19 protein-coding genes are annotated in these 25,660 nt (G+C 32.0%); 9 read left to right on the top strand and 10 right to left on the bottom strand.

Annotation, left to right across the window (positions count from 1 at the left end; all coding sequences use genetic code 11):
- Positions 1–35 precede the first annotated feature (35 nt).
- Positions 36–545: a DNA starvation/stationary phase protection protein gene (locus Q0820_RS08450; RefSeq protein ID WP_298486940.1), complete on the bottom strand. Its 510-nt coding sequence runs from the start codon at positions 543–545 to the stop codon at positions 36–38.
- A gap of 452 nt (positions 546–997) precedes the next feature.
- Here Q0820_RS08450 and Q0820_RS08455 point away from each other — a divergent pair, with 452 nt between their 5' ends.
- From Q0820_RS08455 to Q0820_RS08465, 3 genes are read left to right on the top strand one after another with little or no spacing between them, the layout of a single operon-like run.
- The gene (locus Q0820_RS08455; RefSeq protein WP_298486942.1) at positions 998–1,447 is read left to right on the top strand and encodes a PA2169 family four-helix-bundle protein; all 450 of its coding nucleotides are present in this window, start codon (positions 998–1,000) and stop codon (positions 1,445–1,447) included.
- Positions 1,448–1,492: 45 nt separating this feature from the next.
- A complete protein-coding gene (locus tag Q0820_RS08460) occupies positions 1,493–1,654 on the top strand; it encodes a DUF1328 family protein (protein WP_298486944.1) in 162 nt (53 codons plus the stop codon).
- A 43-nt stretch (positions 1,655–1,697) separates the two neighbouring features.
- Positions 1,698–1,877 (top strand): hypothetical protein, encoded by a 180-nt coding sequence (locus tag Q0820_RS08465; protein ID WP_298486946.1) that lies wholly within the window; start codon positions 1,698–1,700, stop codon positions 1,875–1,877.
- A 64-nt stretch (positions 1,878–1,941) separates the two neighbouring features.
- On the opposite strand, the gene Q0820_RS08470 is transcribed toward Q0820_RS08465, so the two are convergent.
- From Q0820_RS08470 to uxaC, 5 genes are read right to left on the bottom strand one after another with little or no spacing between them, the layout of a single operon-like run.
- Entirely contained in the window at positions 1,942–3,462 is a 1,521-nt protein-coding gene (locus Q0820_RS08470; RefSeq protein ID WP_298486948.1) for an alpha-L-fucosidase, read from the bottom strand.
- A gap of 60 nt (positions 3,463–3,522) precedes the next feature.
- Positions 3,523–4,845 carry a family 43 glycosylhydrolase gene (locus tag Q0820_RS08475; RefSeq protein ID WP_298486950.1) on the bottom strand — a complete coding sequence of 441 codons (1,323 nt, stop codon included), beginning with the start codon at positions 4,843–4,845 and terminating at the stop codon, positions 3,523–3,525.
- Between the two features lie 7 nt (positions 4,846–4,852).
- A complete protein-coding gene (locus tag Q0820_RS08480; protein ID WP_298486952.1) occupies positions 4,853–7,681 on the bottom strand; it encodes a glycoside hydrolase family 2 TIM barrel-domain containing protein in 2,829 nt (942 codons plus the stop codon).
- A gap of 12 nt (positions 7,682–7,693) precedes the next feature.
- Positions 7,694–10,516 (bottom strand): glycoside hydrolase family 2 TIM barrel-domain containing protein, encoded by a 2,823-nt coding sequence (locus Q0820_RS08485; protein ID WP_298486953.1) that lies wholly within the window; start codon positions 10,514–10,516, stop codon positions 7,694–7,696.
- A gap of 7 nt (positions 10,517–10,523) precedes the next feature.
- Positions 10,524–11,927, bottom strand: coding sequence for a glucuronate isomerase (gene uxaC, locus Q0820_RS08490; protein ID WP_298486955.1), 1,404 nt, complete (start codon positions 11,925–11,927; stop codon positions 10,524–10,526).
- A 143-nt stretch (positions 11,928–12,070) separates the two neighbouring features.
- On the opposite strand from uxaC, the gene Q0820_RS08495 reads away from it, so the two are divergent.
- Positions 12,071–13,222, top strand: a complete 1,152-nt coding sequence (locus tag Q0820_RS08495) for a hypothetical protein (protein ID WP_298486957.1) — start codon at positions 12,071–12,073, stop codon at positions 13,220–13,222.
- 61 nt (positions 13,223–13,283) lie between these two features.
- Here Q0820_RS08495 and Q0820_RS08500 read toward each other — a convergent pair whose 3' ends face one another.
- The 3 genes from Q0820_RS08500 to Q0820_RS08510 form a co-directional block, all read right to left on the bottom strand.
- Positions 13,284–14,060 (bottom strand): ThuA domain-containing protein, encoded by a 777-nt coding sequence (locus Q0820_RS08500; RefSeq protein ID WP_298486960.1) that lies wholly within the window; start codon positions 14,058–14,060, stop codon positions 13,284–13,286.
- 41 nt (positions 14,061–14,101) lie between these two features.
- On the bottom strand, positions 14,102–15,373 hold the full coding sequence (locus Q0820_RS08505; protein WP_298486962.1) for an NTP/NDP exchange transporter: 1,272 nt from the start codon (positions 15,371–15,373) through the stop codon (positions 14,102–14,104).
- A 96-nt stretch (positions 15,374–15,469) separates the two neighbouring features.
- Positions 15,470–16,288 (bottom strand): SDR family NAD(P)-dependent oxidoreductase, encoded by an 819-nt coding sequence (locus Q0820_RS08510; RefSeq protein ID WP_298486964.1) that lies wholly within the window; start codon positions 16,286–16,288, stop codon positions 15,470–15,472.
- A gap of 389 nt (positions 16,289–16,677) precedes the next feature.
- On the opposite strand from Q0820_RS08510, the gene Q0820_RS08515 reads away from it, so the two are divergent.
- Complete coding sequence (locus Q0820_RS08515; protein ID WP_298486965.1) at positions 16,678–18,282, top strand: LuxR C-terminal-related transcriptional regulator; 1,605 nt, start codon at positions 16,678–16,680, stop codon at positions 18,280–18,282.
- On the opposite strand, the gene Q0820_RS08520 is transcribed toward Q0820_RS08515, so the two are convergent.
- On the bottom strand, positions 18,277–19,005 hold the full coding sequence (locus Q0820_RS08520) for a DUF2490 domain-containing protein (RefSeq protein WP_298486966.1): 729 nt from the start codon (positions 19,003–19,005) through the stop codon (positions 18,277–18,279). The two genes, Q0820_RS08515 and Q0820_RS08520, sit on opposite strands and share 6 nt — an antisense overlap.
- A gap of 232 nt (positions 19,006–19,237) precedes the next feature.
- On the opposite strand from Q0820_RS08520, the gene Q0820_RS08525 reads away from it, so the two are divergent.
- The 4 genes from Q0820_RS08525 to pta are packed head-to-tail and all read left to right on the top strand — an operon-like array spanning position 19,238 to position 25,660.
- Positions 19,238–20,017, top strand: coding sequence for a universal stress protein (locus tag Q0820_RS08525; RefSeq protein WP_298486968.1), 780 nt, complete (start codon positions 19,238–19,240; stop codon positions 20,015–20,017).
- 22 nt (positions 20,018–20,039) lie between these two features.
- On the top strand, positions 20,040–21,878 hold the full coding sequence (locus Q0820_RS08530; protein WP_298486970.1) for an SLC13 family permease: 1,839 nt from the start codon (positions 20,040–20,042) through the stop codon (positions 21,876–21,878).
- A gap of 25 nt (positions 21,879–21,903) precedes the next feature.
- The gene (gene pckA, locus Q0820_RS08535) at positions 21,904–23,535 is read left to right on the top strand and encodes a phosphoenolpyruvate carboxykinase (ATP) (RefSeq protein ID WP_298486971.1); all 1,632 of its coding nucleotides are present in this window, start codon (positions 21,904–21,906) and stop codon (positions 23,533–23,535) included.
- 37 nt (positions 23,536–23,572) lie between these two features.
- Positions 23,573–25,660: a phosphate acetyltransferase gene (gene pta, locus Q0820_RS08540; RefSeq protein WP_298486972.1), complete on the top strand. Its 2,088-nt coding sequence runs from the start codon at positions 23,573–23,575 to the stop codon at positions 25,658–25,660.

Raw genomic sequence — 25,660 nt, forward strand, 5'->3', positions numbered from 1 at the left:
TTTTAATATTAATCTAATTGTTCAATAAAAAAATACTATGAAACTCTTTCCATTTTATTAGTTTTTAATTGCTCTCGAGTATCTTTTTTCCATGCATTAAGCATCCAACTTGTTTTTTCTAGTTCTCTAATATACCCACCTATAACATCTATGGTACCTTCATCGCCTGCTGCATTTGCTTTAGAAACTATTATTCTCATTTGCTCTAGTAAAAGCCCGTGATCTTCCAAGATACTACCTACCATTTGCTTATCTGTTAATAGGGCAGATTCTTCTTTTATTTTAGCCATTTTTAAATATGCACTAAAATCACTAACAGGGTGGTATCTTAATGTTAAAATACGCTCTGCTATTTCATCAATTTTAATTCTAGCATCTGTATATAATTCTTCAAACTTATTATGTAAAACAAAGAAATTTTCTCCCAAAATATTCCAATGAAAACTTCTTAGTTTTTGATAATACACATTGTAGTTTGCTAGCAGTAAATTTAATGCATCTACTACAGGTTCTATTTTATTTTCGTTCATTTTTAAATAACTCATTTTATTTATCTTTTAATTCATTTCAGATATGACTTTCATATCTTTTTCCTTTACTCTACAAAGTTATAACTAGCATTATTTAAACCTTTGCTCATATAAAATATATCTTAACACATATGCCTTTACGTGGTGGTTTTTTAACTTCTTAACCTTATATAGTACCTATTAACAAAAACGTACAACCCCAAATATTACAAGGAAAATAAGTTTTTTTATATGAGTTAAGAATTACTGCATATGAACAAAGACTAGAGAAACATAGTCTGTAATTTTGGAGTGTAGTTAAAGAGAAATAATTTTTTACTACTTAAAACATTATACACTTGTAAAGTGTGGTTGTATTTTTCTTTTTAAATAGAAAATACTATGAAAAATGTTTTAAAGATGAAATAATGATGTAAAGCAATGAGCATCTTTAAATAAAATCATTGTTCATTTAAACACCATAATACATGAATACTTATAGAGAAGCTATTGGAAACAAATTGAACAATCTTTTAGAAAAAACTTACGACGCTGAGAAAGGATTTAAAAAAGCAGCAGAAAAAACAAACAATGCCTTTTTAAAAGGATATTTTGATCGTAAAACAAAAGAACGTTACAATTTTGGACAAGAACTTAAAACAGAAATAAAAGCATACGGTCAAGAAGTAGAAACTGGAGATAGTATGGCAGCAAAAGCACACAGAACCTGGATAGATATAAAAACTTTATTTGCAACTGATAATGAAGAGGCAATTTTAGAAGAAGCTATTAGAGGAGAAAAAGCTGCTGTTAAAGAATATACAGAGGTTCTTAATGATACAACCTTACCACCTAGTACAGCGCATGTTTTAGGAAAACAAAAAAAGGCTATTGAAATTGGAATTACAAATATTAAAACTCTTGAAGATTTAGCTTAAAATAAAACCTACAAATTAATTATTAAACTTAAAAAAATATAAATTATGTTACGATGGACAGTTACTTTTATAATATTAGCAATTATTGCAGGGGTCTTTGGATTTGGAGGAATTGCTGCGGGAGCAGCAAGTATTGCTAAAGTTTTATTTTTCATTTTTATTGTTCTCTTTATTATTTCACTAATAACAGGGAGAAGAAAAATATAACAACACTTAGTTTTAATCACATTTATTAATATAAAAATTTAGAATGAAAAAAACAGTATACACATTTCTAGTAACTTTTGTTATAATCATTGCAGCGACTAGTTGCAGAGAAAAAACGAAAGCTGAAAAAATTGAAGATGGAATTGAAGAGGTTGCAGATGATATTGAAGAAGGAGTAGAAGAAATAGAGGATGAAATTGATGATGCTACAGATGAAAATTAATTACAATATTTACAAAAGAAAAAATAAGGTCTTAAATAAAATTATTATTTAAGACCTTATTTTTTTACTCCAACTCAAATTTAAAAACAGTAGCCATAGAATTAAACTCTACTTCTGGCATGGTTAAGTAAAAACTATCGGTAGTTACTTCCCAATCCACTTTTGTATTGCTCCCTAACAACGTAACATTTTTAATTGGTGATGGAGGTATATTTCTATGATACCCTCCAATAGAGCGCATTGCAATTTTTTTACCTGCTTTGGGCTCTCCTAAAAAGAAAACATACATTGCCTTTTTATCTTTAGCAATTGTAAATCGTACATCATCGGCTGTATATTTTACGGTTGCAGACTGCCCTTCATTATGTCCTTGCCCTGTACTTGCATTTCCGTAACCAAAAATAGTGTGAGTACGAGTGCCATATACCGCCTCACCATGTACTCTTAGCCAATCTCCTATTTGTTTTAAAATAACTCTTTGCTCCTGGTTTATTACACCATCTGCTCTTGGCGATACGTTTAATAAAACAATTCCATTTTTACTCCAAACATCAATCATATTTCTAATAACAAGCGATGCTTGCTTATATTTATGACCTTCCACATACATCCATCTACTCTCTCCTAACGTAATATCTGTCATCCATGGCAATGGGTAAATATCTCTTCTACCTCCTTGCTCATAATCCATAACACTATAATCCAAAGGCATATCGTCTTGCTTATGCGCAAGCATTACTTCTTTATTATTTTTTAAACCAGTATTAAAATGATGCGCAGCCATTTCCATAATTTTATCTTTTGGAATTAAATTTAGCCATGAATCATACCATATAATATCTGGATGATATTTATCTACTACTTCATTTACTTGGTCTAACCAATATTTATTAAACTCTTCAATGGTTTCAAAATTTCCAAAAAGTTTCCTCAGTTTTGGGTCTGTGGTTGCCGTTGGTAAATCTGGGTGGTATACATAATGGCTGTTATATGCTGTTTTCCATAATTCTGGTTTATCTGCATTACGTTGTCCATTTCTGGCATGATGAAAAGTAGCTATTGTTTTTAACCCTCTTTTATTTAAAGATTTAAATATTTCTCCAAGAATATCGCGTTTTGGTCCCATATCTGCTGCGTTCCATGGATTTACTTCACTATTCCACATAGCAAAACCATCATGGTGTTGTGCAACAGGCCCTGCAAACTTAGCTCCCGTGTTTTTAAATAATTCTGCCCAATCTTCAGGATCAAATTTTTCTGCTTTAAACATTGGAATAAAATCTTCATATCCAAACTCTTGAATACTTCCATACGTGTTTTCATGATGCTTTCTAACACTCCCTACATCTTTATACATATTATGAGGATACCAAGCACTTCCATAAGCTGGGACACTGTACGGCCCCCAATGAAAATACATTCCTAATTTAGCATCTGCAAACCATTCTGGTGCTGCTTTGTGTTTTGATAGCGATTTAAATGTTGGTACAAAATGTGCTTCTTTTTCAAGTTTTGGTTTTGTAGTATTACAGCTAGTTAATACGTTTAATAGAAGAACTATAAACACAATATATTTTATTTTCATAACTCTAATTTTATAAATTAGCTACAGCCATTGGGTAGTAAGTTCTTATTTATTATAATACTACTTCTTTACCTTTTTACTTTTATTTAAAAGTTTATCATTGGCTTCTTTTATTCTCTGCTTTTGTGTTTTATTTAAACCTTGCTTATAGTGAAGTTCAGAGCCATAAAGGGTGTAGTGCTCTTTCATGCCTGGATCATTTAAATCAAGACTCAAGTCGCAATCAAATCGCGTTAATATTGATAGGTTATTTTTAGTTTTATCTGGCCCTTCCTTAATAAAGTGAGATATACCCCAAGTTATACCTCTACCATCTTTAGTATCCGTAAACGCATCTGGCACATAAGGTCCTGCAGCTAAAGGCAATAATTCTACATGTGAAGCAACTTCAAAATTTACCCAATCCTTGGCATATTGAATGGTATTATGCTCATGCCCATTACGTTGAATAATTGCTGCTACCCCTTCTTTAAATGGAAATAAGGTTGTTTCATGACCCGAGTTAATTAATGGGTTTAAAGGGTGCTTCGTAAATGGCCCCAACGGGTCTTCTGCAATTGCCAAACCTTGCATTAACACCTTTGATGGAGTAAATTCCTCTCTTTTATCAAAACCAGCTTTATAATAAATATATATATTACCATCGTGAATTAAAGGATATGGGTCATGTATTTGATATTGGTCCCACGTACCTTCTGCCCCATTAGGAATTACTAGTTTTCCAGTATGTGTCCAAGGTCCATCAGGAGAATTGGCCCAAGCCACAGAAACTGGGCAAAAATCGCCTCGTAATCCACTAGCTTCCATAAAGGCCTGAAAGTATAGATAGTATTTTCCCTTCCATTTTAAAATATCCGTGGTAGTAACCGAACGCCATCCTGGTTGCGGTTTTGGTGGACGGGGTACTGCAACTCCTTGCTCCTCCCAAGTAAAACCGTCTTCTGACGTTGCATAGTAGATATCTGCTAAATCCCAGTCTGCCGATGGTATAACGTCTGTAGCTTCTTTAGCATTTGCCATACCAACTGGCACAGGCGATTTACGATGCGTATACCACACATAATATTTACCGTTTTCAAAAATAACTTTAGACGGATCTCTTCTAGATATAGTACCATCACCCCCATTATAATCAAAGCCTTTGAGCTTGGTATATTTAAATTGAGTATACAATTCATTTTGCTCTGGTCGCATTGTTCCATAAGTATCATAACCACGAGTAACTGCAGCACTTAAAGGGCGGTTTGGTTTTTCTGCTGGTATAAGAAATGGAAAATCCTTCTGCTCTTTTTCTTGTTTTTCTTCTAGCTTAGACTCTTTAACGTTGCAAGAGATACAAAATAATACAAGTGAAAGTACTAGAATTTGATAATGTATTTTCATATTTAATTTAAAATTGAAAGGTTAATTTAATTGTTATAGGCTCATCATTATTGCCAAAGTATTTTGTATTGTTTCCTTGCGGACCAGACTGAGATGCTACCATAAACTTGGTCCCCATTGCTGGAATATTTTTTACAAATGAAATATCTCCTTTAGGAAACTTGGTTACCGCAGCTCCTCGTCCAAAATCTGTGGGTTGTTTTGGTGTAAGCATTCTTAAAAAAGTAAAATCTGAATGACAAAAAACCGTAAAACCATTTGCATTATTCCCTTTTAACTTCATCCAATTAAGGCTAGAGTAAAAACCTTTAAACTCCGGATATACAAACCCTAATTCGCCTGTAGCAGTATCGTTATAATCGTTTTCCCAAACTTTAAATTTTGTTCCTTTCATACGGTTACTCCATACACGGTAAGGCCCGTCGCCTAACCATTTCATCCCTTTAACTTCTTTTTCTGGAAAAGAAAAAGAAATACCCATATATTCTTCAACAATTTTTTTATTTCTTATTTCAACATGCAAATCAAGTATTCCGTTAGTATAGATTGTCCATTTAAAAAAGTCTTGCGTCGTTTCTTTATTATCCTTCCAATCATGGTACTTAGGCTTTTTATTATATCTACTAATAATTTCAACCTTATTATCTAACAGTTTTACTTTTACATCTTCTAATTTGGTTTTGTTACCCAATAGAATTGGCCCGTCTTTTAATGGTATAAGCTTCCCATTTTTAATAACTTCTTTAAGTAGGCCTGTTTTACTCGAAAATTTAAATATACTTCCCGTTGTATGTACTGTTATTACGTTATTAGAAGTCGTGGTTTTAATACTTCCTTTTTTAGTATAACTTATTTTATCGTTACTAATTTCCTTGGGTGTTTTAACAGGATACGTCCATGTAAAAATTTCATTTCCATGAATATCTGTAGCTGTTAAATACAAGGCATCTGCAGACTTCCAATTAACAGGTTTTTCCACATTAAAACGCCCTTTTTCTAATGGTGCTAGCTTTGGTAATTTCACCTTACTTTCTACCAAAACATTAAAGTCTGCTGTTTCTTCTGGCCCATTAAAAATCACCCATTTAGCAACCATAGAGCACTCGTCTAAATTTGTAAAATGGTATCTATTTTCAACGCTAAAAATTCCCGAAAAATCTTCTCTAATATATCTATCTGCTATATAAATTGGCGACCATATTTCTTTAATTGTAAAATAACTAGCTTCTTTTTCGCCATATGGTCCAACAATACCGTCTGCTCCATGATTGCCATCGGTATCAATTATACCACCTTTATCTGTACGCACTACCCCTTCATCGGCAAAATCCCATAGAAACCCACCTGCGGCTAATGGCATGTTCCAAATTTGCTTCCAATAATCATCTAGACCAGCACCATGTCCGCCATCGTATAAACCATGCAAAAACTCTGTAGGGAAATAAATTTTATCTTTACTAGGAGAATCAAAAGCAAACTTATAGTAATCTGGATAATGCATAGTGTTTGTTTTTTTAAATACATTCCAAGGATGAATAACTTCTCTTTTTTGAATATCCCATTTAGAAAATTCATCATCAAGTGCTGTATTCCACCCACTTTCGTTACCATTATCCCATATTAAAATAGAAGGATGATTAACGTCTCTTACTATAAGTTCTTTTATAAGTTTTTTACCCACTTTAGTATCTAAATATGGGACATGCCACGTACACAACTCATCTAAAACAAATAGACCTAATGAATCGCACGCTTCTAAAAAATGAACATCTGGCGGATAATGTGACATACGAACCGAATTCATATTCATATCCTTTATCATTTTTACATGCGCTATACTCAATGCTTTTGAAGTAGTTCTTCCAGATTCTGGATAAAAAGAATGATGATTTACACCCTTAAATTTTATTTGCTGATTATTTACATAAATACCATCGCTCTCTCTAATCTCAACTGTACGAAAACCAATTTGTTTTGAAACCGTATGCAATGTGTTTCCTTTTTTATCTAACAAATTAATTTGAAGCTGATACAAGTTAGGTTTCTCCGGATTCCATGTTTTAATATTAACTGCTTTTGTAGATAGTGACAGTTTTTCTTCTGTCTTGTCTACTTTTATATCTGATAACTTTTGAACTAAAACTCCTTTTACATCTAATAAATTTACATTTACAGACGTTGCTTTTTTTGAGTTTGTAAAAACATCAGCACTAATATCTCCGTTAGCTTTTGCATCTATAGCAACACGTTCTATAAACTGCTTTGGTAAAATTTTTAAATATACAGGGCGATAAATACCTCCAAAAATCCAAAAATCTGCATTACGCTCTGCTGCGTTTATAGATGTATTAGCAGACATTTTATTTACCTTAACCTCTAGTACATTTTCTTCGCCATACTTTAGTAATTTAGATATTGTATAATTAAACTCATAGAAAGCACCCTGATGAATTTCGCCTGCTAATTTGCCATTTATTTTTACCTCACAATCCGTCATAACGCCTTCAAACACAATCTTAACCTCCTTAGTTTTCCATGCTTTTGGAGCTTTAAATTTATGTTTATACAAACCATACTCGTTGTAATACTGCTTACCATCTTTATAGTCGCGTCCGTAATTGTAATTCCCAAAACCTTGTAATTCCCAACAAGAAGGTACGCCAATTTTTGTCCATTTTTTACTATTCATTCCATCAGAACAAAAGAAATCCCATGCTACTATATTATCTTTATCTGTACCAGATAAGTATTGAATTTCTGTGTTGCTTTGAGCTTTTATCCCTTGAAACAAACAAATACATAGCATTAGTACTAGCAATTTAGTTATAGTTTTCATGCTTAGTTTTTCTTAAAATTGAAAGGTTAAGTCTATCTCTATTAAATCGTCATCATTACCAAAGTAATACTCTTTGTTTCCTTGGGGTCCGGTACTTTCTGGATATTGAAATTTAGTACCTATGCCCGGAATATTCATCACAAACGAAATATCTCCTTTGGGGAACTTAGGAATAACTTTCTCCCTTTTATTATCTGCTGGCGCATCTGGAGTTAGCATTCTTAAATAGGTATGTGGTGTTTTACAATACACGGTAAAGCCATTATTATTCTTACCCTTTAACTCTGACCAATATAAACTTGAAAAAAAACCTTTAAATTCTGGGTATACAAACCCGGACTCCCCTGTAATAGTATTGTTATAATCATTCTCCCAAACTTGAAACTTGGTTCCTTTCATTCTATTTCTCCAAACACGATATGGGCCATCTCCAAGCCATTTCATACCAGCAACTTCTTCCTCTGGAAAAGAAAATGTTATACCTCTATATCCTTTTAAATTTCTATATCCTTTAAACTTCACCTGTAAATCAAGTAAGCCATTAGAATGTACTGTCCATTTTATAATGTCTGAAGCATACTCTTTAACCGTAGACCATCCTGGTGACTTATCTGTTTTTTCATAGACCACCTCTATTTGAACATTTTTATTTGTAGAAGAAATTTTTATAGTATCTATTTTATTATTTTGATTTAAAATAATTGGTCCGTTATTTAGAGGAATAATGCCCTCTCCCTTTTTTACCTCTTTTAAAATACCTGTTTCTTTAGAAAAAACATAGGTCATGTCATTAGCTTGTACTATGATCTCTTTATCCTTAGTTTCTGTCTTTATTTCTCTGTTGCCAGAATAATCAATTTTAGAATTGCTAACCTTTTTTGGAGTAGAAACAGGATAACTCCAAGTAAAAATCTCTTTGCCATATTGGTCTACAGCTGTAAGGTGTAGCGCATCAGCAGATTGCCAATTTTGAGGCTTATTTACCGTAAACTTTCCTTTAGATGATGGGGATAGGTTAGGCAATTTTACTTGGCTCTCACTAAAGACAGTAGATTTCTTTTCTTCTTTTGGACCATTAAACTTTAACCATTTAGCTGTCATAGAAACTTTATCTAAATTGGTGTAATGATACCGGTTCTCTAATCTAAATATTCCATTAAAATCTTTAGTTATAAAACGGTCTTCTATGTATACTGGAGACCATATTTCTTTAATAGTAAAATAACTAGCTTCTTTTTCGCCATAAGGCCCAACAATACCATCTGCTGCTTTATTTCCTTGTAAATCAATCTCATTATCTCTATCGGTACGCTCAATACCTTCATCTGCAAAATCCCATAAAAACCCACCAGCACTTAGGGGTAAATTCCACATCATATTCCAATAATCGTCTAACCCTGCTCCATGTCCGCCATCATATAACCCATGTAAAAACTCCGTTGGAAATAATATTTTTTCTTTGGAATAAGAATCGTTTATTAAGGAATGGTAATGGCTATAGTGAATGGTATTTGTTTTATTAAAAATACTCCAAGGATGAATAACTTCACGATTTTGAATATCCCATTTTGCATAATCATCATCCACTTCTGGATTCCAACCTTGTTCGTTTCCATTTGCCCAAAGTATAATGGAAGGGTGGTTAACATCTCTTACCACGGTTTCCTTTACAATTTTACGAGCCACCTTAGTGTCTAACATGGGATTATGCCAAGTACAAATTTCATCAATAACAAATAACCCTAATGAATCGCAGACGTCTAAAAAATGTACATCTGGTGGGTAATGCGACATACGAACCGCATTCATATTCATATCTTTCATTTGCTGCGCCTGCTCTATACTCCATGCTTTTGATGTGGTACGACCAGATTTTGGGTGAAAAGAATGACGATTTACTCCTTTAAATTTAATGCGCTCACCGTTTACATAAATACCATCTCCTTCTAGAATTTCAACAGTTCTAAATCCAATACGTTTATTTATACTATGTAGAACTTCTTTCTTTTTATTAAGAATTTGAATAGTTAAAGTATACAAATTAGGAAACTCAGGATTCCAAGTTTTTATGGTCTTCGCTTTTGTAGAAACGTTCCATTTACCATTACTTCTTAAGTTTTCTGTAACTGATAAATCTTGAATTTTATTCCCCTTCTCATCAGATAGAAACATTTGTATGGATCTTGCTTTTTTTGATGTCGTAAAAACATCCGTATTAATAACTCCACTTGCTTTAGCATCAATAGCAACACGTTCTATATTATCCTTTGGAGAAACTTCTAAATAAACAGGTCTATATATACCTCCAAAAATCCAAAAATCTGCATCGCGCTCGGCATGATTTATAGATTCGTTGGCCGAAACCTTGTTTACTTTTACTTCTAATACGTTTTCTTTTCCATAGTTTAATAGTTTGCTAATAGCATATTTAAATTCATAAAAAGATCCTTGGTGAATTTCTCCAGCTAATGTGCCATTAATTTTTACTTCGGCATCTGTCATTACTCCTTCAAAAACAATCTTTACTTCATTGCCTTTCCATTCCATAGGCGCAAGGAACGTATGCTTATATAAACCATACTCTTTGGCACGAATTTTTACATCATCACTCCCGTAATTATAAGCACCAAAACCTTGTTGTTCCCAACAAGAAGGCACTCCAATTTTAGTCCACTCCCCACTTTTCCTTCCTTCTGAAGCATAAAAATCCCATTCTACCAAGTTGTCTTTATCTGTACCAGATAAGTATTGAATTTGAGTCTTTGTATTCTTTTGCGCAAAATTTACCTGAGATAATAGTAAGAAAGCTACTAGAATTAATTTTAATTTCTGCATTACTAGTTTAATTAAAGTTGAAATAATTTTTGGCATTATAATAGCAAATATCTTGCACCATTTTATTAAGCAAGTCCATATCTTTATTTATTAAGCCATTCTCAACATCATTACCTAACAAATTACATAGTATTCTTCTAAAATACTCATGCCTTGGAAAAGATAAAAAGCTTCTAGAATCTGTTAACATACCAATAAAACGACTTAACAAGCCTAAGCTTGACAAGGCGTTCATTTGATTTTCCATACCTATTTTTTGATCTAAAAACCACCAACCAGAACCAAACTGAATTTTACCAGGGATGGTTCCGTCTTGAAAATTACCAATCATAGTGGCAACCACCTCATTTTGAGACGGATTTAAATTATAGATAATAGTTTTGGTTAGTTTATTTTCTACGTCTAACCTATTTAAAAATTTAGACATAGCAGCTGCACCGTTTACATCGTGAATAGAATCGAAACCTGTATCCGGACCTAGTTGAGTTAATAATCTTGTGTTATTATTTCTTAAAGCACCATAATGAAATTGTTGCGCCCAACCCTTATTGTTATCCATTACTCCCAATTCGTAGAGCATTGCAGATTTAAATTTTCTAATTTCTAAAGAATCTAGTTCCATCCCTGATCTAATCTTTAAAAAACTAGTTTGAATTTCTTCCCTAGTATACTCTTCCGCATAAAATTCTTCTATTCCATGATCTGATAATTTACAACCTAAACTACCAAAAAAATCATGTCTTACCTCTAGAGCATTTAATAAATCACTAAATACAGAAATTTTTATTTCTGAAACTTCGGCCAACTTATCTATATATACATTAAAGGTTTCTGCATCTTCTACAGCCATTGCTTTGTCTGGTCTCCAGGTAGGAAACACTTTTGTTTTGCATGCTGAAGCAGCTATTTGTTTGTGATACGCTAATGAATCTATAGGGTCGTCTGTAGTACATACCACTTCCACATTCATCATCTCCAAAAGCCCTTGAGGCGTAAAATGATTCATTTTTAATTTCTCGTTTGCTAAATCCCAAACTTCTTTTGCTGTATCTCCATTTAAAATACCGTTGTAGCCAAAAAAAATCTTAAGCTCCATGTGCGTCCAGTGGTACAATGGGTTTCTTAAAGTATGTGGAACCGTTTTTGCCCAAGCCTCGAATTTTTCCCAATCTTTAGCATCTCCTGTACAATACTTTTCAGAAACACCATTGGTTCGCATAGCTCTCCATTTATAATGATCCCCATATAGCCATAGTTCTGTAAGGTTTTTAAAATTCTTGTTCTCCGCTATTTGTTTGGGACTTAAATGACAATGGTAATCTATAATTGGCATTTTAACTGCCGTATTATGAAATAGCTCTATTGCTGTTTCTGTTTCTAAAATAAAATTGGCATCTAAAAAAGCTTTCATAAAAGATTAAATTAATTCTCTACTAAAAAGTATTTGGCTTAAAAATAGATGCTTCACTTTATTTTTATAACTTTAACGCTACTTTAACGGTAGCCATAACGGTTAAAGTTTTGTCGTATTAAACTAAAAATCAATATTTAACAATGGTACTTTCTAACATTCAAAAACAAAAGATAGTATCCAAAATAAGAAACAGCAATACTTTTAAAAACGCCCCAACAAGTAATGCATTACTACAGTATTTACATGAGGCCACCCTTAAAGGAACTAACTTAAAAGAAACGGTTATAGATATTGAGTTTTTTGGAAATAAGGAACCTACAGAAAAAAGTAACCCTAGAGTTAGGGTAAATGTATACAACCTAAGAAAAAAACTTACTGCATATTATGATTCTGAAGGTAAACATGAAACTTGGCAAGTACTTATAGATAAAGGGCAATATGAAATTCGCTTCTTAAAAAAGCCTGCAGCAGCATCCTTCTTTAAAAGAATAAGTTGGGCTAAAGCATTACCCTATTTAGGATTATTGGTAGCTATTACAGCATTAATCTATACCAATACAACTCCCAAAACTCCTAGAATATGGAAATCTTTTATTTCTACAAAAGCACCAACAACCCTATTCATAGGTGATCATTTTGGAATCTCTGGAAAAACAATAACTGGGAATACAGGATGGACTAGAGACTTTAAAATTAATAGCGTTAATGATTTTTACTTATTCATAGACAAAAACCCAGAGCTTAAAAACATTATTAAACCTGCTAATTACACCTACACCACAAGAATGGGAGCCTTAGCGACACAACAGTTTCAAAGACTATATCAATATTACAACAAAAATATTCTTATTAAATTTTCTACATTAACCTCTATATCTGACATAAAAGAAGGTAATGCTATTTATGCTGGTCCCATTAAGAATAAAAACAAGTTTACTCATTTTCTGAACCAGGCTAATCCGTATATAAAACTCTCAGAATATAGCCTTCATATCTCTAACCACCCTACTATAAAAGACACTACACTAAATTTAAGATCTTCTATGGTAGATGAAGAATATGCTATAGTTTCTAAATACCCTAGCATAGGAGATACAGAACATTTTGTTTTCTTCTCTGAACATGATATTGGAGTTAGTGCTACTGCAGAATACTTTACAAATAAGGATAGTCTAATGTCTTTTACAAACACCTATTTAAAAAACAAAAAATATTTTACTGCCATTTTTAAAGTAAAAGGACAAAATAGAACGAACACAGATATTAAACTAGAAAATGTAATTGGGTTTTAAAAAAAAGCCCTCTATAAAATAGAAGGTCTTTTATCTAATTAACAGAGAATAATAGATGGTTTTATTCCATATCACTAACATAATTTAATGCATTAGATACTAACTTCTTATAGGAAGGATTTTCAAATGCTTTCTTAGAATATCCGGGCATTATATAAACTACCTTAGATTTATTATACTTTTGCGTCCATGCAATTGGAGCTAAATCTTTATTATTAGAACCTAATAAAGGCTTTACTTCTGGCTTAAGGTAAATATTACCATAAAAAACATCGGTCATTGTAAAATCCTTAATCCCCTTTGTTACTGGATGTTTCTTATCTAACACTTTTACATCTACCTTAAGATCTATAAAATAAGTAGACCTTTTTGCTTTCTCTGGTGTAAATTTCCCTAAAAACCACTTACCTCCTATTATATCATGATATTGGTCCCAGTTTGGTTGTGATGACAATGTAAAATGAAGAAACACCATACCAATACCTTCATTAGTTAATTCTACATATTTCCTTTTAGTTTTATCAGATTCTTCATAATATTTATTCTGATTTAAAAACAAAATAGCAGTATACTTTTCCTTGATTTTATTAAGCTTCATTGTTTTAAAATGGGCATCTAATACTAAATCTACATTCACACCCTCAAGGCTATTACACATATTTTCAAAATCTGGAGTATCATAAGGGTGCCCCCCACGAACTACCAACACGGAAGTTTTTACATCCTCTTGACTGTTAGATATTTGAAAAACAAAAAGAAATAAAAACAAAGGAATGAAAGCAATTATTTTTTTTAAAGTATTATTATTTAAAGACGAACATAATTTTTTACAAAACATAATAATAGAATTTATTTAATTAATAAAAATTTTCCTAGTGTTTATTCTTCGGTTCTTTTGCGGTTATAAAGTTTCCCCATATATATACCTACGCCTGCCCATAAAGCTGCTATTCCTGCTCCAATAACACCAACTGCTGCAAATCCTAACCCAAGCCCCTCTGTTAAACCTGTAAATATCCATGCCGTAACCGTATCTCCTCCCCTATAAACTACTACGTCTATTACAGGTTTTGCTTTAAACCTAGTCTCCTTATCTACCTCTGTAAAAAGCATTTCTCTGGCAGGCTTTGTAATAGCATAATTGCCTGCTCTACGACCAACTTGAAGTGCCAATAAAACTACTATGATTGGAGCAAAAGCTAAAACCAAAATACCCGCACATACAATTAAGGGCATAATGGCTAAGGTATACCCCATTCCAATACTTTTTACAATTCTTGAAGTTGCAAAAAATGCAATCCCAAATGTTAAAACATTTACAATCCAATCTATACTGCCTAAAATTTGTGTTCGGGTTGCCCTATCATATTCTGCTAATAAATTTTTTTGTTCAAAATATACAAAGGTGCTTATCATAGTATAAAACAAAATAAATACTCCAATTGCTAATAAATATGGATTGGTTATAAACGACTTAAAGCCTGCAAATGGGTTTCCTCCTATTTTAAACTTACTTGTATCCGCAGTAATATCTTCATTTTTTAATACCTCTACCTTGATTTTAGATAAGTATACTATTATTGGAATAGGAAATAGAAGCAATACAGATGCTACTAAAATCAAATTATCTGTTCCTGATATTCCTGCAAATACGGCTGGTATCATTGGGCCTATTAAAGCTCCTGCACTTGCCCCCGTAGCAATTGTAGCAAATAAACGTCTAGCTTGATCCTTGTTAAACAAATCTGACATGAAACTCCAAAAAACAGAAAGGTGAAACATACCGAAAACACTTATCCATATATAAAATGATTTTTCAATAAGCGTCCTATCTGTTATAGTAGACATGAAAAAATAAAAAAGCACAAAAGAAATTGCAAAAAAAGCATAAACTCCAGGCACAAGATTCTTAAACTTTACTTTAGAAACAGCTAAACCATAAAGCGCTACCACACCAGTACTTATAAAAAAGTTTAGTGTCCATAATTGGCTAACTTCCGAATCAGACCAATCGCTTGCCATAGCATCCCTTACTGGTCTTAAAATATAATAAGCCAACATTAACACAAAAACAAGTAGAAAAGAGAATGCTGTAGCCTTAATCTCATGAGGCTCTATTTCAGAAGCTTTTTTTAATATTTTTTTTATCATTAGGTTGTTTTTTATTAAAAAAAGGGTGTTAATTTCTAGCGCTCCATTAGAAACGCTTTATTAATACTAATTTTTTATATAATTAGATTACAGAAATTACCAAGACATTGCTTTGCCTTTATTAGTTATGAAAGTTCCACTATTTTCTATGGTAAGGTTTCCTATTGTTTGATACATAATTGGAATAGCCTCAGATACAGATAATTTTCCATATTGATTCATATCCGTTTTTACTCCTCCTGGAGTAATAGATACAACAATGATTTTACGATCTGCCCATCTTATAGATAACTTTTTAGTTAACATATTAACACCCGCTTTACTAATACCATAAGCATCAATAGGGGTAATTTTCTTTTGGCCAGAAATACTACCATGTCCTGATGATAATTGTATTAATTTAGCTCCTTCGTTTAAATATGGTGATATAGCTTGAGCAAAAAGAGCCGCTCCCATAGTATTTACATTAAAATTTATTTGAATCCCTTTAGCTGTCCAATTTCCAAAATCCTCTTCAACAGTTACGCCGGCATTACTAATAGCAATATCTATTTTTATTTTCTCGGACTTTAATTTATCTGATAATGCAGCCATATCTTCCTCACTAGTAACATCTAATTTTTGTACTATTAATTGTTTTTTATACTCCTTCTTAAGCGCAAGAAGATCACTTGCCTTTTCTGGCTTACGTGCTGTTGCTATAACAATATACCCTTCTTTTAAAAAATGTTTAACCCAACCAAGTCCCATTCCTCTATTAGACCCGGTAACTATTGCAGTTTTTTTATCCATATTAAGTTTTGTATTTAAGGGTTCACTTTTAAATTCTTTTAAAGTGCCAAAAGAACTAAAGCACAGTATAATTACCATACTTGCTACACTTACCTTTAAGTTTTGATGCATAATTTTTAACATAAATTGGTTTTTAATAGTTACTATTTTTAGTATTCATGAATTAGTAAAAAAACTAATGCTCAAAAATCATATTTGAGCCATATCAAACAGAAAGAATAATAAGCATGAAAATTCTTAAACACTTTAAAAAATAACAAACACACAACTAAAGCATTTAGAATTATGCCAAATATGTTTGATTAATGCTAATAAATCTAAAATTGGATATAGCTACATAATAGACTTTTAAAAAAAGATAATAGACTACGTATAGACAATAGGATAAAATAAAAATATAAAATAATGAAAACCAATGTTTTACAATAATTAAATAATAACATGATTTTTGATAATTAATTAATGATATGTATTTTTAATATTATTCCATTTACCTTAAACCCATAGAAAAAATGAAAATAAAATATATCTTAATTCCATTAATTACCATTTTTTCTATTAAAAATTCTACGGCTCAGGATAAAACTATCTCTTCAGAAATAGAGAATACTTCTTTAAACTCAAAATTTACGAACTATGATAGCTTATTATACATTCACAATAAAGACAAATTAGAGAGCTTAAAGATTAGAGATACTACAAATGCAATTAACGCAATCATTAAAGCATCTAAAATACACACAACTACTGGTAATTACTCTAAAGCATATGATGGCTATTGGGAAGCGTTAATATACTCTAATGCCATTTCTGATAGCATTCATAAAGTTACTATATACAGAAAGTTAGGCCTGCTTTATAGTATTTTTAGAAGAAGTGAAAAAGCAGAAGAATATTTTAATCTATCATTAAAAACAGCAAAAGACAAATCTATAGATTCTATAATAAAATATAAAGCTTTAAATGACACATATTACATTATGTCTAGTCATAATAGAGAACAAGGTAACTACGGATTAGCCAAAAAGTATTTAGATAGCTGCCGTATTATCTATAATAGAATTTCAAAAAAAGAGTATCAATTTCTTAATGCGGAACAAGGATACATCTATTATCATGAAGGAAAATATGATTTAGCAATAAAGTTACTATTACCTAGTGAAAGTTATTTTAAAACTTACTATCCAGCGTACCTTGTTATATATTACTCCTTTTTAGGAGATATTTACTTAAAAAAAGAGGAATATCATAAAGGAGAATATTATTATTTAAAATCTCTTGATTTTTCAAAAAGGTACCAAAGTCACTCTAATTACATTCCAAATTTATATCAGAAATTAAGTGATTTATATTTTAAAATAAATAAAAAAGATTTAGCCTATAAAAACTTACAATTATCTAAAAATTTAACTGAACAATTGTTTGGAGTAAGAAGTTTTAGCAATACTGATATCTTAGAAATTAAAGATGCACACCGTATTGAAAATGAAAAACAAAAAAAGAAACTAGAAGCTGCTAGATTAAATAAACTAGAACAACAACAAAAAATACTTTTTTTTAGAAATATTGCATTACTTGTTTCTATACTATCCCTAATTATTATTTCAGGAGTTATTATTTGGTATTTACATAAAAGAAGAAAATCAGAAAAATTTGATTATTTAAATAAACAACAATTAAGTAAAGAAAAAAACGAAGAGGTTTTAGCTTTTAAGAATAGAGAACTAACAAGTTCTGCTCTTCAATTAGTACAAAAAGATGAACTTATTCTTGAAATAAAAAACTCTTTAGGAAAATTAAACCCCAGTAACAAAAGAGAAATAAACAAAATTCTAACGAAAATAAAAATTAACAAAAACTTAGACTGGGAGGAATTTAATGCCCGCTTTATCTCTGTAAATAAAGTTTTTTACCGAAAACTAACCGAAACCTTTCCTGAATTAACACAACGTGATCATAGATTGTGCGCCCTAATAAAACTTAAATTCTCTAGTAAAGAAATTTCTAATTTTTTAGGAATTTCTATGGAGAGCGTAAACACCTCACGATACAGGCTTAGAAAAAAAATGAATCTAAAAAAGTCTGTAAACTTATCGGAATTTATTGGGAGGTTATAAATTTAGGTTATTCTTTTTTCTAAAATCAGTTTTAAAATAAACAGCTAACTGTATACGATCAAAATTACTTTTTTTAAAAGTATTTTTCATGTACCCAATATCTACTTTTACACTCCTTGTTACATTATGGCCCAACCCAATAAAAAATCTATTTTGGTTAAAGTGGGGTGCTTTTAGGTTTACAAAATATTCATTAAATATTTTAAAATATAAAGTATTGTTTAAAGGAATTTTTGCTTGTAATCTATATCTAATTCTATTATTTACAAAACTCTCTCCTACTTTATCTATCCAACGAGATTCTAATCGTATTCTATTAGAAATTAATGCGTTTTTATACTTTGATTTAAATACTAACTCTTCATATACCCAAATTTGCTTCGTATGCCCCCCAAATTCATTACCTATATATGCTTCAGAATCTAAATATGCTACTCCTATTGTAGTTTGAAAATTCTTTTTTACCTCATAGGTTAATCCTGTTCTAAAAAAAGCAAACTCATAATTACTAATGAGTTTATAATGCCTTAAAATACTCAGAGTAGGAATACTAAATTTATTAGATATTTTATTACTTCCAGAAATTATAAACCAAGACCCTAACAAATCCTCCTGTTCTTGTGCATAGTTTACAAAGAAAGCAAGCATTAAAAGTATTGTTATACCCTTTTTAAAAGCCCTATTTAGTCCATAGTAATCTGCGCTTTTTCTAAATTTTATCATTACAAAAACTCCTCTTTAGAATCAATTACAAATTTTTAAAATGCATACCTATCAAAACATGACATATGACATGTTTAGAATTTTTAAGCATATAAAATTTAGGTTAACATAAAGTTAAAAATAATACATCTAACAGGTTAATAATCAGAACATGATATAAGTCACATTTTATAAAAAGAAACCAATATACTTTTGAATAGAAAATTTAAATAATCTTAAAAACAAAGTTACCATGAACACAATATCTAAAATATTAGTACCCTACGATTATTCTAAAAGTGCCGATAAAGCTTTGGACTATGCTGTACAATTTGTGGCAGATGAAAAGATTAACATAAACCTCATCCATGTATCTAATAATGCAGATGATGATAAGATGCGAGACACTTATGAAAGTCTTTCCAAAAAATATGAAAACAAGCTTAAAATTCCTATGACATGGTCATTAGGTTGGGACGGTTCTGTTACAGATGTAATAATGGAAGTGCAAGAAGAAAAAAAGTCTGACTTAATTATTATGGGTACTTCAGGCTGGTCCTTAGATAAAAAGACTTCTTTAACCTCCAAACTTGTTAAAGAATCTAAATATCCAATTTTGGTTGTTCCTGAAGGCAATAAAAAACAAGAAATTAAGAATATTAGTTTGGTTTTAGGTAAAAATGAAATTGATAAGCCTACTGCCTTAAAAACCCTTTTAAGTATTTCTCAAAAGTTTAACGCTAAAGTTCATGTGTTAACCATTCAAAATGAACCAGGAACTTTTGGATATACAGAAAGTGATGAAAAAAATGAGAATACATTAATGTATTATCTAGAGAATTTTTACAGTGAACACACCTTTATAGAAAACCCAGATATAGTAGAAGGAATTTTTTCTTATGTGAATGAACATGATATAGATATGATTGCTATTCTTCCTAGAAACCATACTAAAAAAGCTACTCCGTCTGATGGTTTGCTTACTAAGGAATTAATCTTAAAAGCCACAGTACCTGTATTAACAATTGAATAATTAATTCTAAAAAGACAAAACCTTGCTAACCATAACTATAATCTTAAGTATTACGATACTACTTTTTATCTGGGGAAAATATCCGCCAGATGTTGTAGCTATTTTATCTATGCTTACCCTTTATTTATCTGGTGTTCTTAATTTAAAAGAGACCTTAAGCGGTTTTAGTAACCCCACAGTAGTAATGATTGCTGCGTTATTTATAATTGGTGAAGGTCTTTCAAGAACTGGATGGACAGCCTTAGCAGGTAAAAAGTTTGTAGAATGGGCTGGTAACAGCGTTCCTAAGTTACTAATCATTGTAACCATGGGCTCCAGTATACTTTCTGGATTTGTAAGCAATACTGGAACTGTAGCATCCTTATTACCTGTAACTGTATCCGCTGCATGGAACGCGGGTACATTACCATCCAAACTACTAATGCCTATAGCTTTTGGTTCTAATACGGGAGGTTTGCTAACCTTAACAGGAACACCTCCAAATATTATAGCTAGTAATGCTTTGGTAGATGCTGGTTTAGAAGGGTTTTCTTTTTTTGAATTTGGTTTAATAGGAGTTCCTCTATTACTTATTGCTCTACTATATTTTAGATATGTAGGTCATAGACTTTTACCATCAAACAAAACAAAAGACCGCCCAATAGACATAGATTCTGAAATGCACAAATGGGTTAAAGATTATAGTATTGGGGATAATATGTACCGTTTTCGTATCCGTTCTATGTCTCCTCTTATAAATACAAAAATTGAAGATTGGAATTTTGAGGAGAATCATAAAGTAACCATTATGCGCTTGCGCAGAAGACATCCTAATACTTTAAAAAGAGTTCCTGAATTTGTAGAATTTCCTGAACCTAAGACTCAAATGCGCTATCATGATATTATAACAGTTAAAGGAAAAGCAAAGAATATTGATATTATAATGCGCAAATATAAATTAGGAATTATTCCTTTTAAACATACAAATTCAGAATTAAAAGAAGAGCTTATTAATCAAGAAGTAGGGCTTTCTCAAATGCTTATAACACCTAATTCTGCTTTTGTAGGACGCAAAGTTCCTTTAGGGAGTTATTTAGATAAAAATCGCATTCAACTTTTAGGCGTGTCTCGAGATAATGCTCCACTTGTGGGGGAAGAAGTGACTATAAAACCAGGAGATGCCTTTATTATTAGAGGATCATGGAGTGCTATAGAAGATTTACAGCAAGAATACGAACATGTTGTTATAACTGGAAATCCAGAAACAATGGCCAAAAATGTAGATAAACTTACTCTTAAATCCTATATAGCACTAAGTACCTTAATCCTAATGATTATTTTATTAGTATTTAAAATCTTACCCGGTGCTATTGCTGCATTAGTTTGTGCAGGAGTGTTAATGCTTACTGGTTGTGTGCCTATAAACAAAGCCTACAAAGGAATAAGCTGGACAAGTGTGGTTATGATCGCCGCAATGATTCCTATGGGAGTGGCACTACAAAAAACAGGTGTTGCACAATGGGCCGCAGACACCCTTGTAACAAAGTTAGGAGCTATAAACCCTACCATGCTTTTAGGTGGTATTTTCTTATTAGCAACTGCTTTTAGTCAAACCATAAACAATTCGGCAACAGCAGTTCTAATGGCTCCAATTGCTTTAATTGCCGCTACTACGCTAGGGGTTTCTCCTAAACCATTTATGATTGTTGTAGCGGTATCGGCATCAACTGCATTTTTAACTCCTGTAGGTACTACTACCAATGCAATGGTTATGGCTGCTGGAGGTTACAAATTCCTAGATTATGTAAAAGTTGGAGCACCACTACTCTTCCTCTTTTTTATTACAACAATATTTTTAGTGCCATTATTTTGGCCATTTTAATTAATAACTTAAAAATTAGAATATTATGGAAACAATGACAAAAACACCTACTAACTCTAGCCTAGAAAAATACGGCATTAAAGATGCAAATGTGCACTGGAATTTAGATGCAGATACTCTTCAAAAAATAACATTAGAAAAAGGAATGGGTACAGAGACCGAGAATGGTACTCTTTGTATAAATACTGGTAAATTTACTGGTAGGTCTCCGCAAGATCGCTTCCTAGTAAAAGATGATTACACGAAAGATAAAGTTTTTTGGAACAGAACTAATAAAGGCATTAGTTCTGATAGCTTTAACCAATTATATAACGAAGTTGTAAACTACCTTTCTAATAAAGAAATTTACATACACGACGGTTATGTTTGTGCTGCTCCTGAATATCGCTTAAATGTTAGGACTATAGCAGAGTATCCATGGTCTAACTACTTTGTAAATAATATGTTCTTAAGACTAAAAGATTCTGAATATGCAGATTTTTCTGAAGATTGGTTAGTAGTATGTGCACCAGGTTATGAAACACCAAATGCTGAAGCTCTTGGAATACGACAAGGAAACTTCTCTATTTTAGACTTTACAAGAAAAATTGCGTTAGTAGGTGGTTCTGCTTATGCTGGAGAAATGAAGAAAGGTATTTTTAGTGCACTTAATCTTATACTGCCTATAGAAAAGAATGTTTTACCTATGCATTGCTCTGCTAACGTAGGAGAAGATGGAGAAACTGCTATTTTCTTTGGACTTTCTGGCACAGGAAAAACTACTTTATCTGCAGATCCAAATCGTAAGCTAATTGGAGATGATGAGCATGGTTGGACAGCTGATAATACCATTTTTAATTTTGAAGGTGGTTGTTATGCTAAAGTAGTAGATTTAACCGAGGAAAAAGAACCCGATATTTTTCGTGCAATTCGCCCTGGAGCTATGCTAGAAAATATTGTTTTTAAGGAAGGAACAAAAGAGGTAGATTATGCAGATACTTCTATTACTCAAAATACAAGAGTAAGTTATCCAATACATCATATAGATAACATTATGGAACCTTCTTTTGCACAAAATCCTAAAAATATTTTCTTTTTAACTTGTGATGCTTTTGGGGTTTTACCTCCAATATCTAAACTTACACCAGGACAAGCTGCGTATCATTTTATATCTGGATATACCGCTAAAGTTGCTGGTACAGAAGCTGGTATTACAGAACCAGTACCATCCTTTTCTGCTTGTTTTGGAGAACCATTTATGCCATTACACCCTACAGTATATGCAGAAATGTTAAGTAAAAAAATGACCGAAGCTGGCGTAAATGTATGGCTAGTAAATACAGGTTGGAGCGGCGGACCTTATGGTGTAGGTTCTAGAATAAAGTTACGCTACACAAGAACTATGATTACAGAGGCTATGAAAGGAGCCCTTAATGATGTAGATTATGAACAGCATCCTGTGTTTGGGTTACACATGCCAAAATATATACACGATGTACCTTCAGAAATATTAGACCCAATGAATACTTGGTTACAAAAAGGAGCATATGTTAGTAAAGCTATACAATTAGCACACTCTTTTCATTTAAATTTTGATAAATTTATAGATCAAGCATCTAATGAGATTATGCATGGTGGGCCGTTAATTGACACACATCAAGGTTTAGCTCACTTGTAAATTAAAACAAAAAAACTGTCACTTTATATAATTTAAAATGGTAAAATCACTTTATGTAGCTACTTTAGAAGCCCATAGCGGTAAATCTTTGGTAGTTTTAGGACTAATGGAAATGCTATTGGGCAAAATGGGAAAGGTGGGCTACTTTAGACCAGTTATTGACCAAGTAAACTCCAATGGGGCCGATAATCATATTGAAACGGTAATTAACCATTTTAATATTGATATTCCTGTCAAAGAATCTTACGCCTTAACTCAAGATGAAGTCTTAGAACTATATAATGAGGGAAAAAGCAGTGAAATTCTTGACAGGATTATCAATACTTATAAAAATTTAGAAAAACGTTTTGACTTTATTTTAATTGAAGGAACAGATTTTTATAGAGAAAACAATGTAATAGAATTAGACCTAAACAGGGATATAGCAAAAAACTTGGGGTCTCCTGTTATTTTAGTAGATAATGCAAAAGGTAAATCCTTAAAAGATTTTTGTAGTAGTGTCGTATCTGCGGTACGCTCTTATAAAGACAAAGGTTTAAATATTCTCGGTGTAATTGCTAATAAAACTCGCCCTGAAAACACAGAATTAGTAATCTCTGAAATTTCTAAGGAATTAGATAATAGAACATCTATATATTCCGTTCCTAGACATCCAGAATTATCCCATCCTACGATGATGGAGATAAAAGATGCTTTAATGGCCGAAGTGCTTTTTGGAAAAAAATATTTAAACAACCAAACCGGAAGTTTTGGCGTTGGTGCTATGCAATTAGCAAATTATCTAAAACATTTAAGTGCTAATGGTTTGGTTATTACTCCTGGTGATAGATCCGATATAATTTTAGGGGCTTTGCAAGCAAACTCCTCTGCAAACTATCCTGCTATTTCTGGAATTTTGCTTACTGGTGGTATTAAACCTGAAGAATCTATCATGAAACTCCTAGAAGGTTCTGAGCCCAGTGTGCCAATTTTATCTGTAAAGCAAGGTACTTTTGCCACCACAAATGCGGTTGGGAATATTAAATCTAAAATTTATGCAAAAAACAAAGGAAAAATAAATACTTCTATTGCCTTGTTCAACAAGCATATAAACAGACAAGAGATACTGGAAAAACTGGAAACCTATGAACCAAAAATAGTAACCCCTAGAATGTTCCAATATAATTTGGCTTTACGTGCACAAGCAATTAAAAAAAGAATTGTATTGCCCGAAGGTGAAGATTTGAGAATACTACAAGCTGCTTCTAACTTACAAAAAACCGGAGTGGTAAATTTAGTTTTATTAGGGAATAAAGAAGAGATTAAAAAAAATGCAATTCTACATGGTCTAAATTTAAATGGTATTGAAATAACAGACCCCTGCTCTTCTAGTAATTTTGACGATTATGTGAATACACTTTATGAATTAAGAAAACACAAAGGCATTACTATGGACGCTGCAAAAGATTTAATGCAAGATATTTCTTATTTTGGAACTATGATGGTTTACAAAGGGGATGCAGATGGTATGGTATCTGGTGCAATACACACTACGCAACATACTATTAGACCTGCCTTGCAGTTTATAAAAACAAAACCAAATAGCTCTATAGTCTCTTCTATCTTTTTTATGTGTTTAGAAAATAGAGTTTCTGTTTTTGGAGACTGTGCTATAAACCCAAATCCAACAGCTATAGAACTTGCAGAAATAGCAATATCCTCTGCAGATACCGCAAAAGCTTTTAATATTGAACCCAAAATTGCAATGCTCTCTTATTCTTCTGGAGCATCTGGTATTGGAGAAGATGTAGATCGTGTACGCCAAGCTACGGATTTAGTTAAGGAAAAAAGAAAAGACCTTAATGTGGAAGGTCCCATACAGTATGATGCCGCTGTAGACCCCATAGTTGGTAAAAATAAATTACCTAATTCTAAAGTAGCCGGACAAGCATCTGTATTAATTTTTCCTGATTTAAACACCGGAAATAACACGTACAAAGCAGTACAAAGAGAAACAGGAGCTTTAGCTATTGGACCAATACTTCAGGGCTTAAATAAACCGGTAAACGATTTAAGTAGAGGCTGTACCATAGAAGATATTTTTAATACCGTTATAGTAACCGCAATACAAGCTCAGGAACAATAA

Origin of the sequence: uncultured Maribacter sp., assembly GCF_947495965.1 — a bacterium.
Classification (GTDB): Bacteria; Bacteroidota; Bacteroidia; order Flavobacteriales; family Flavobacteriaceae; genus Maribacter_B.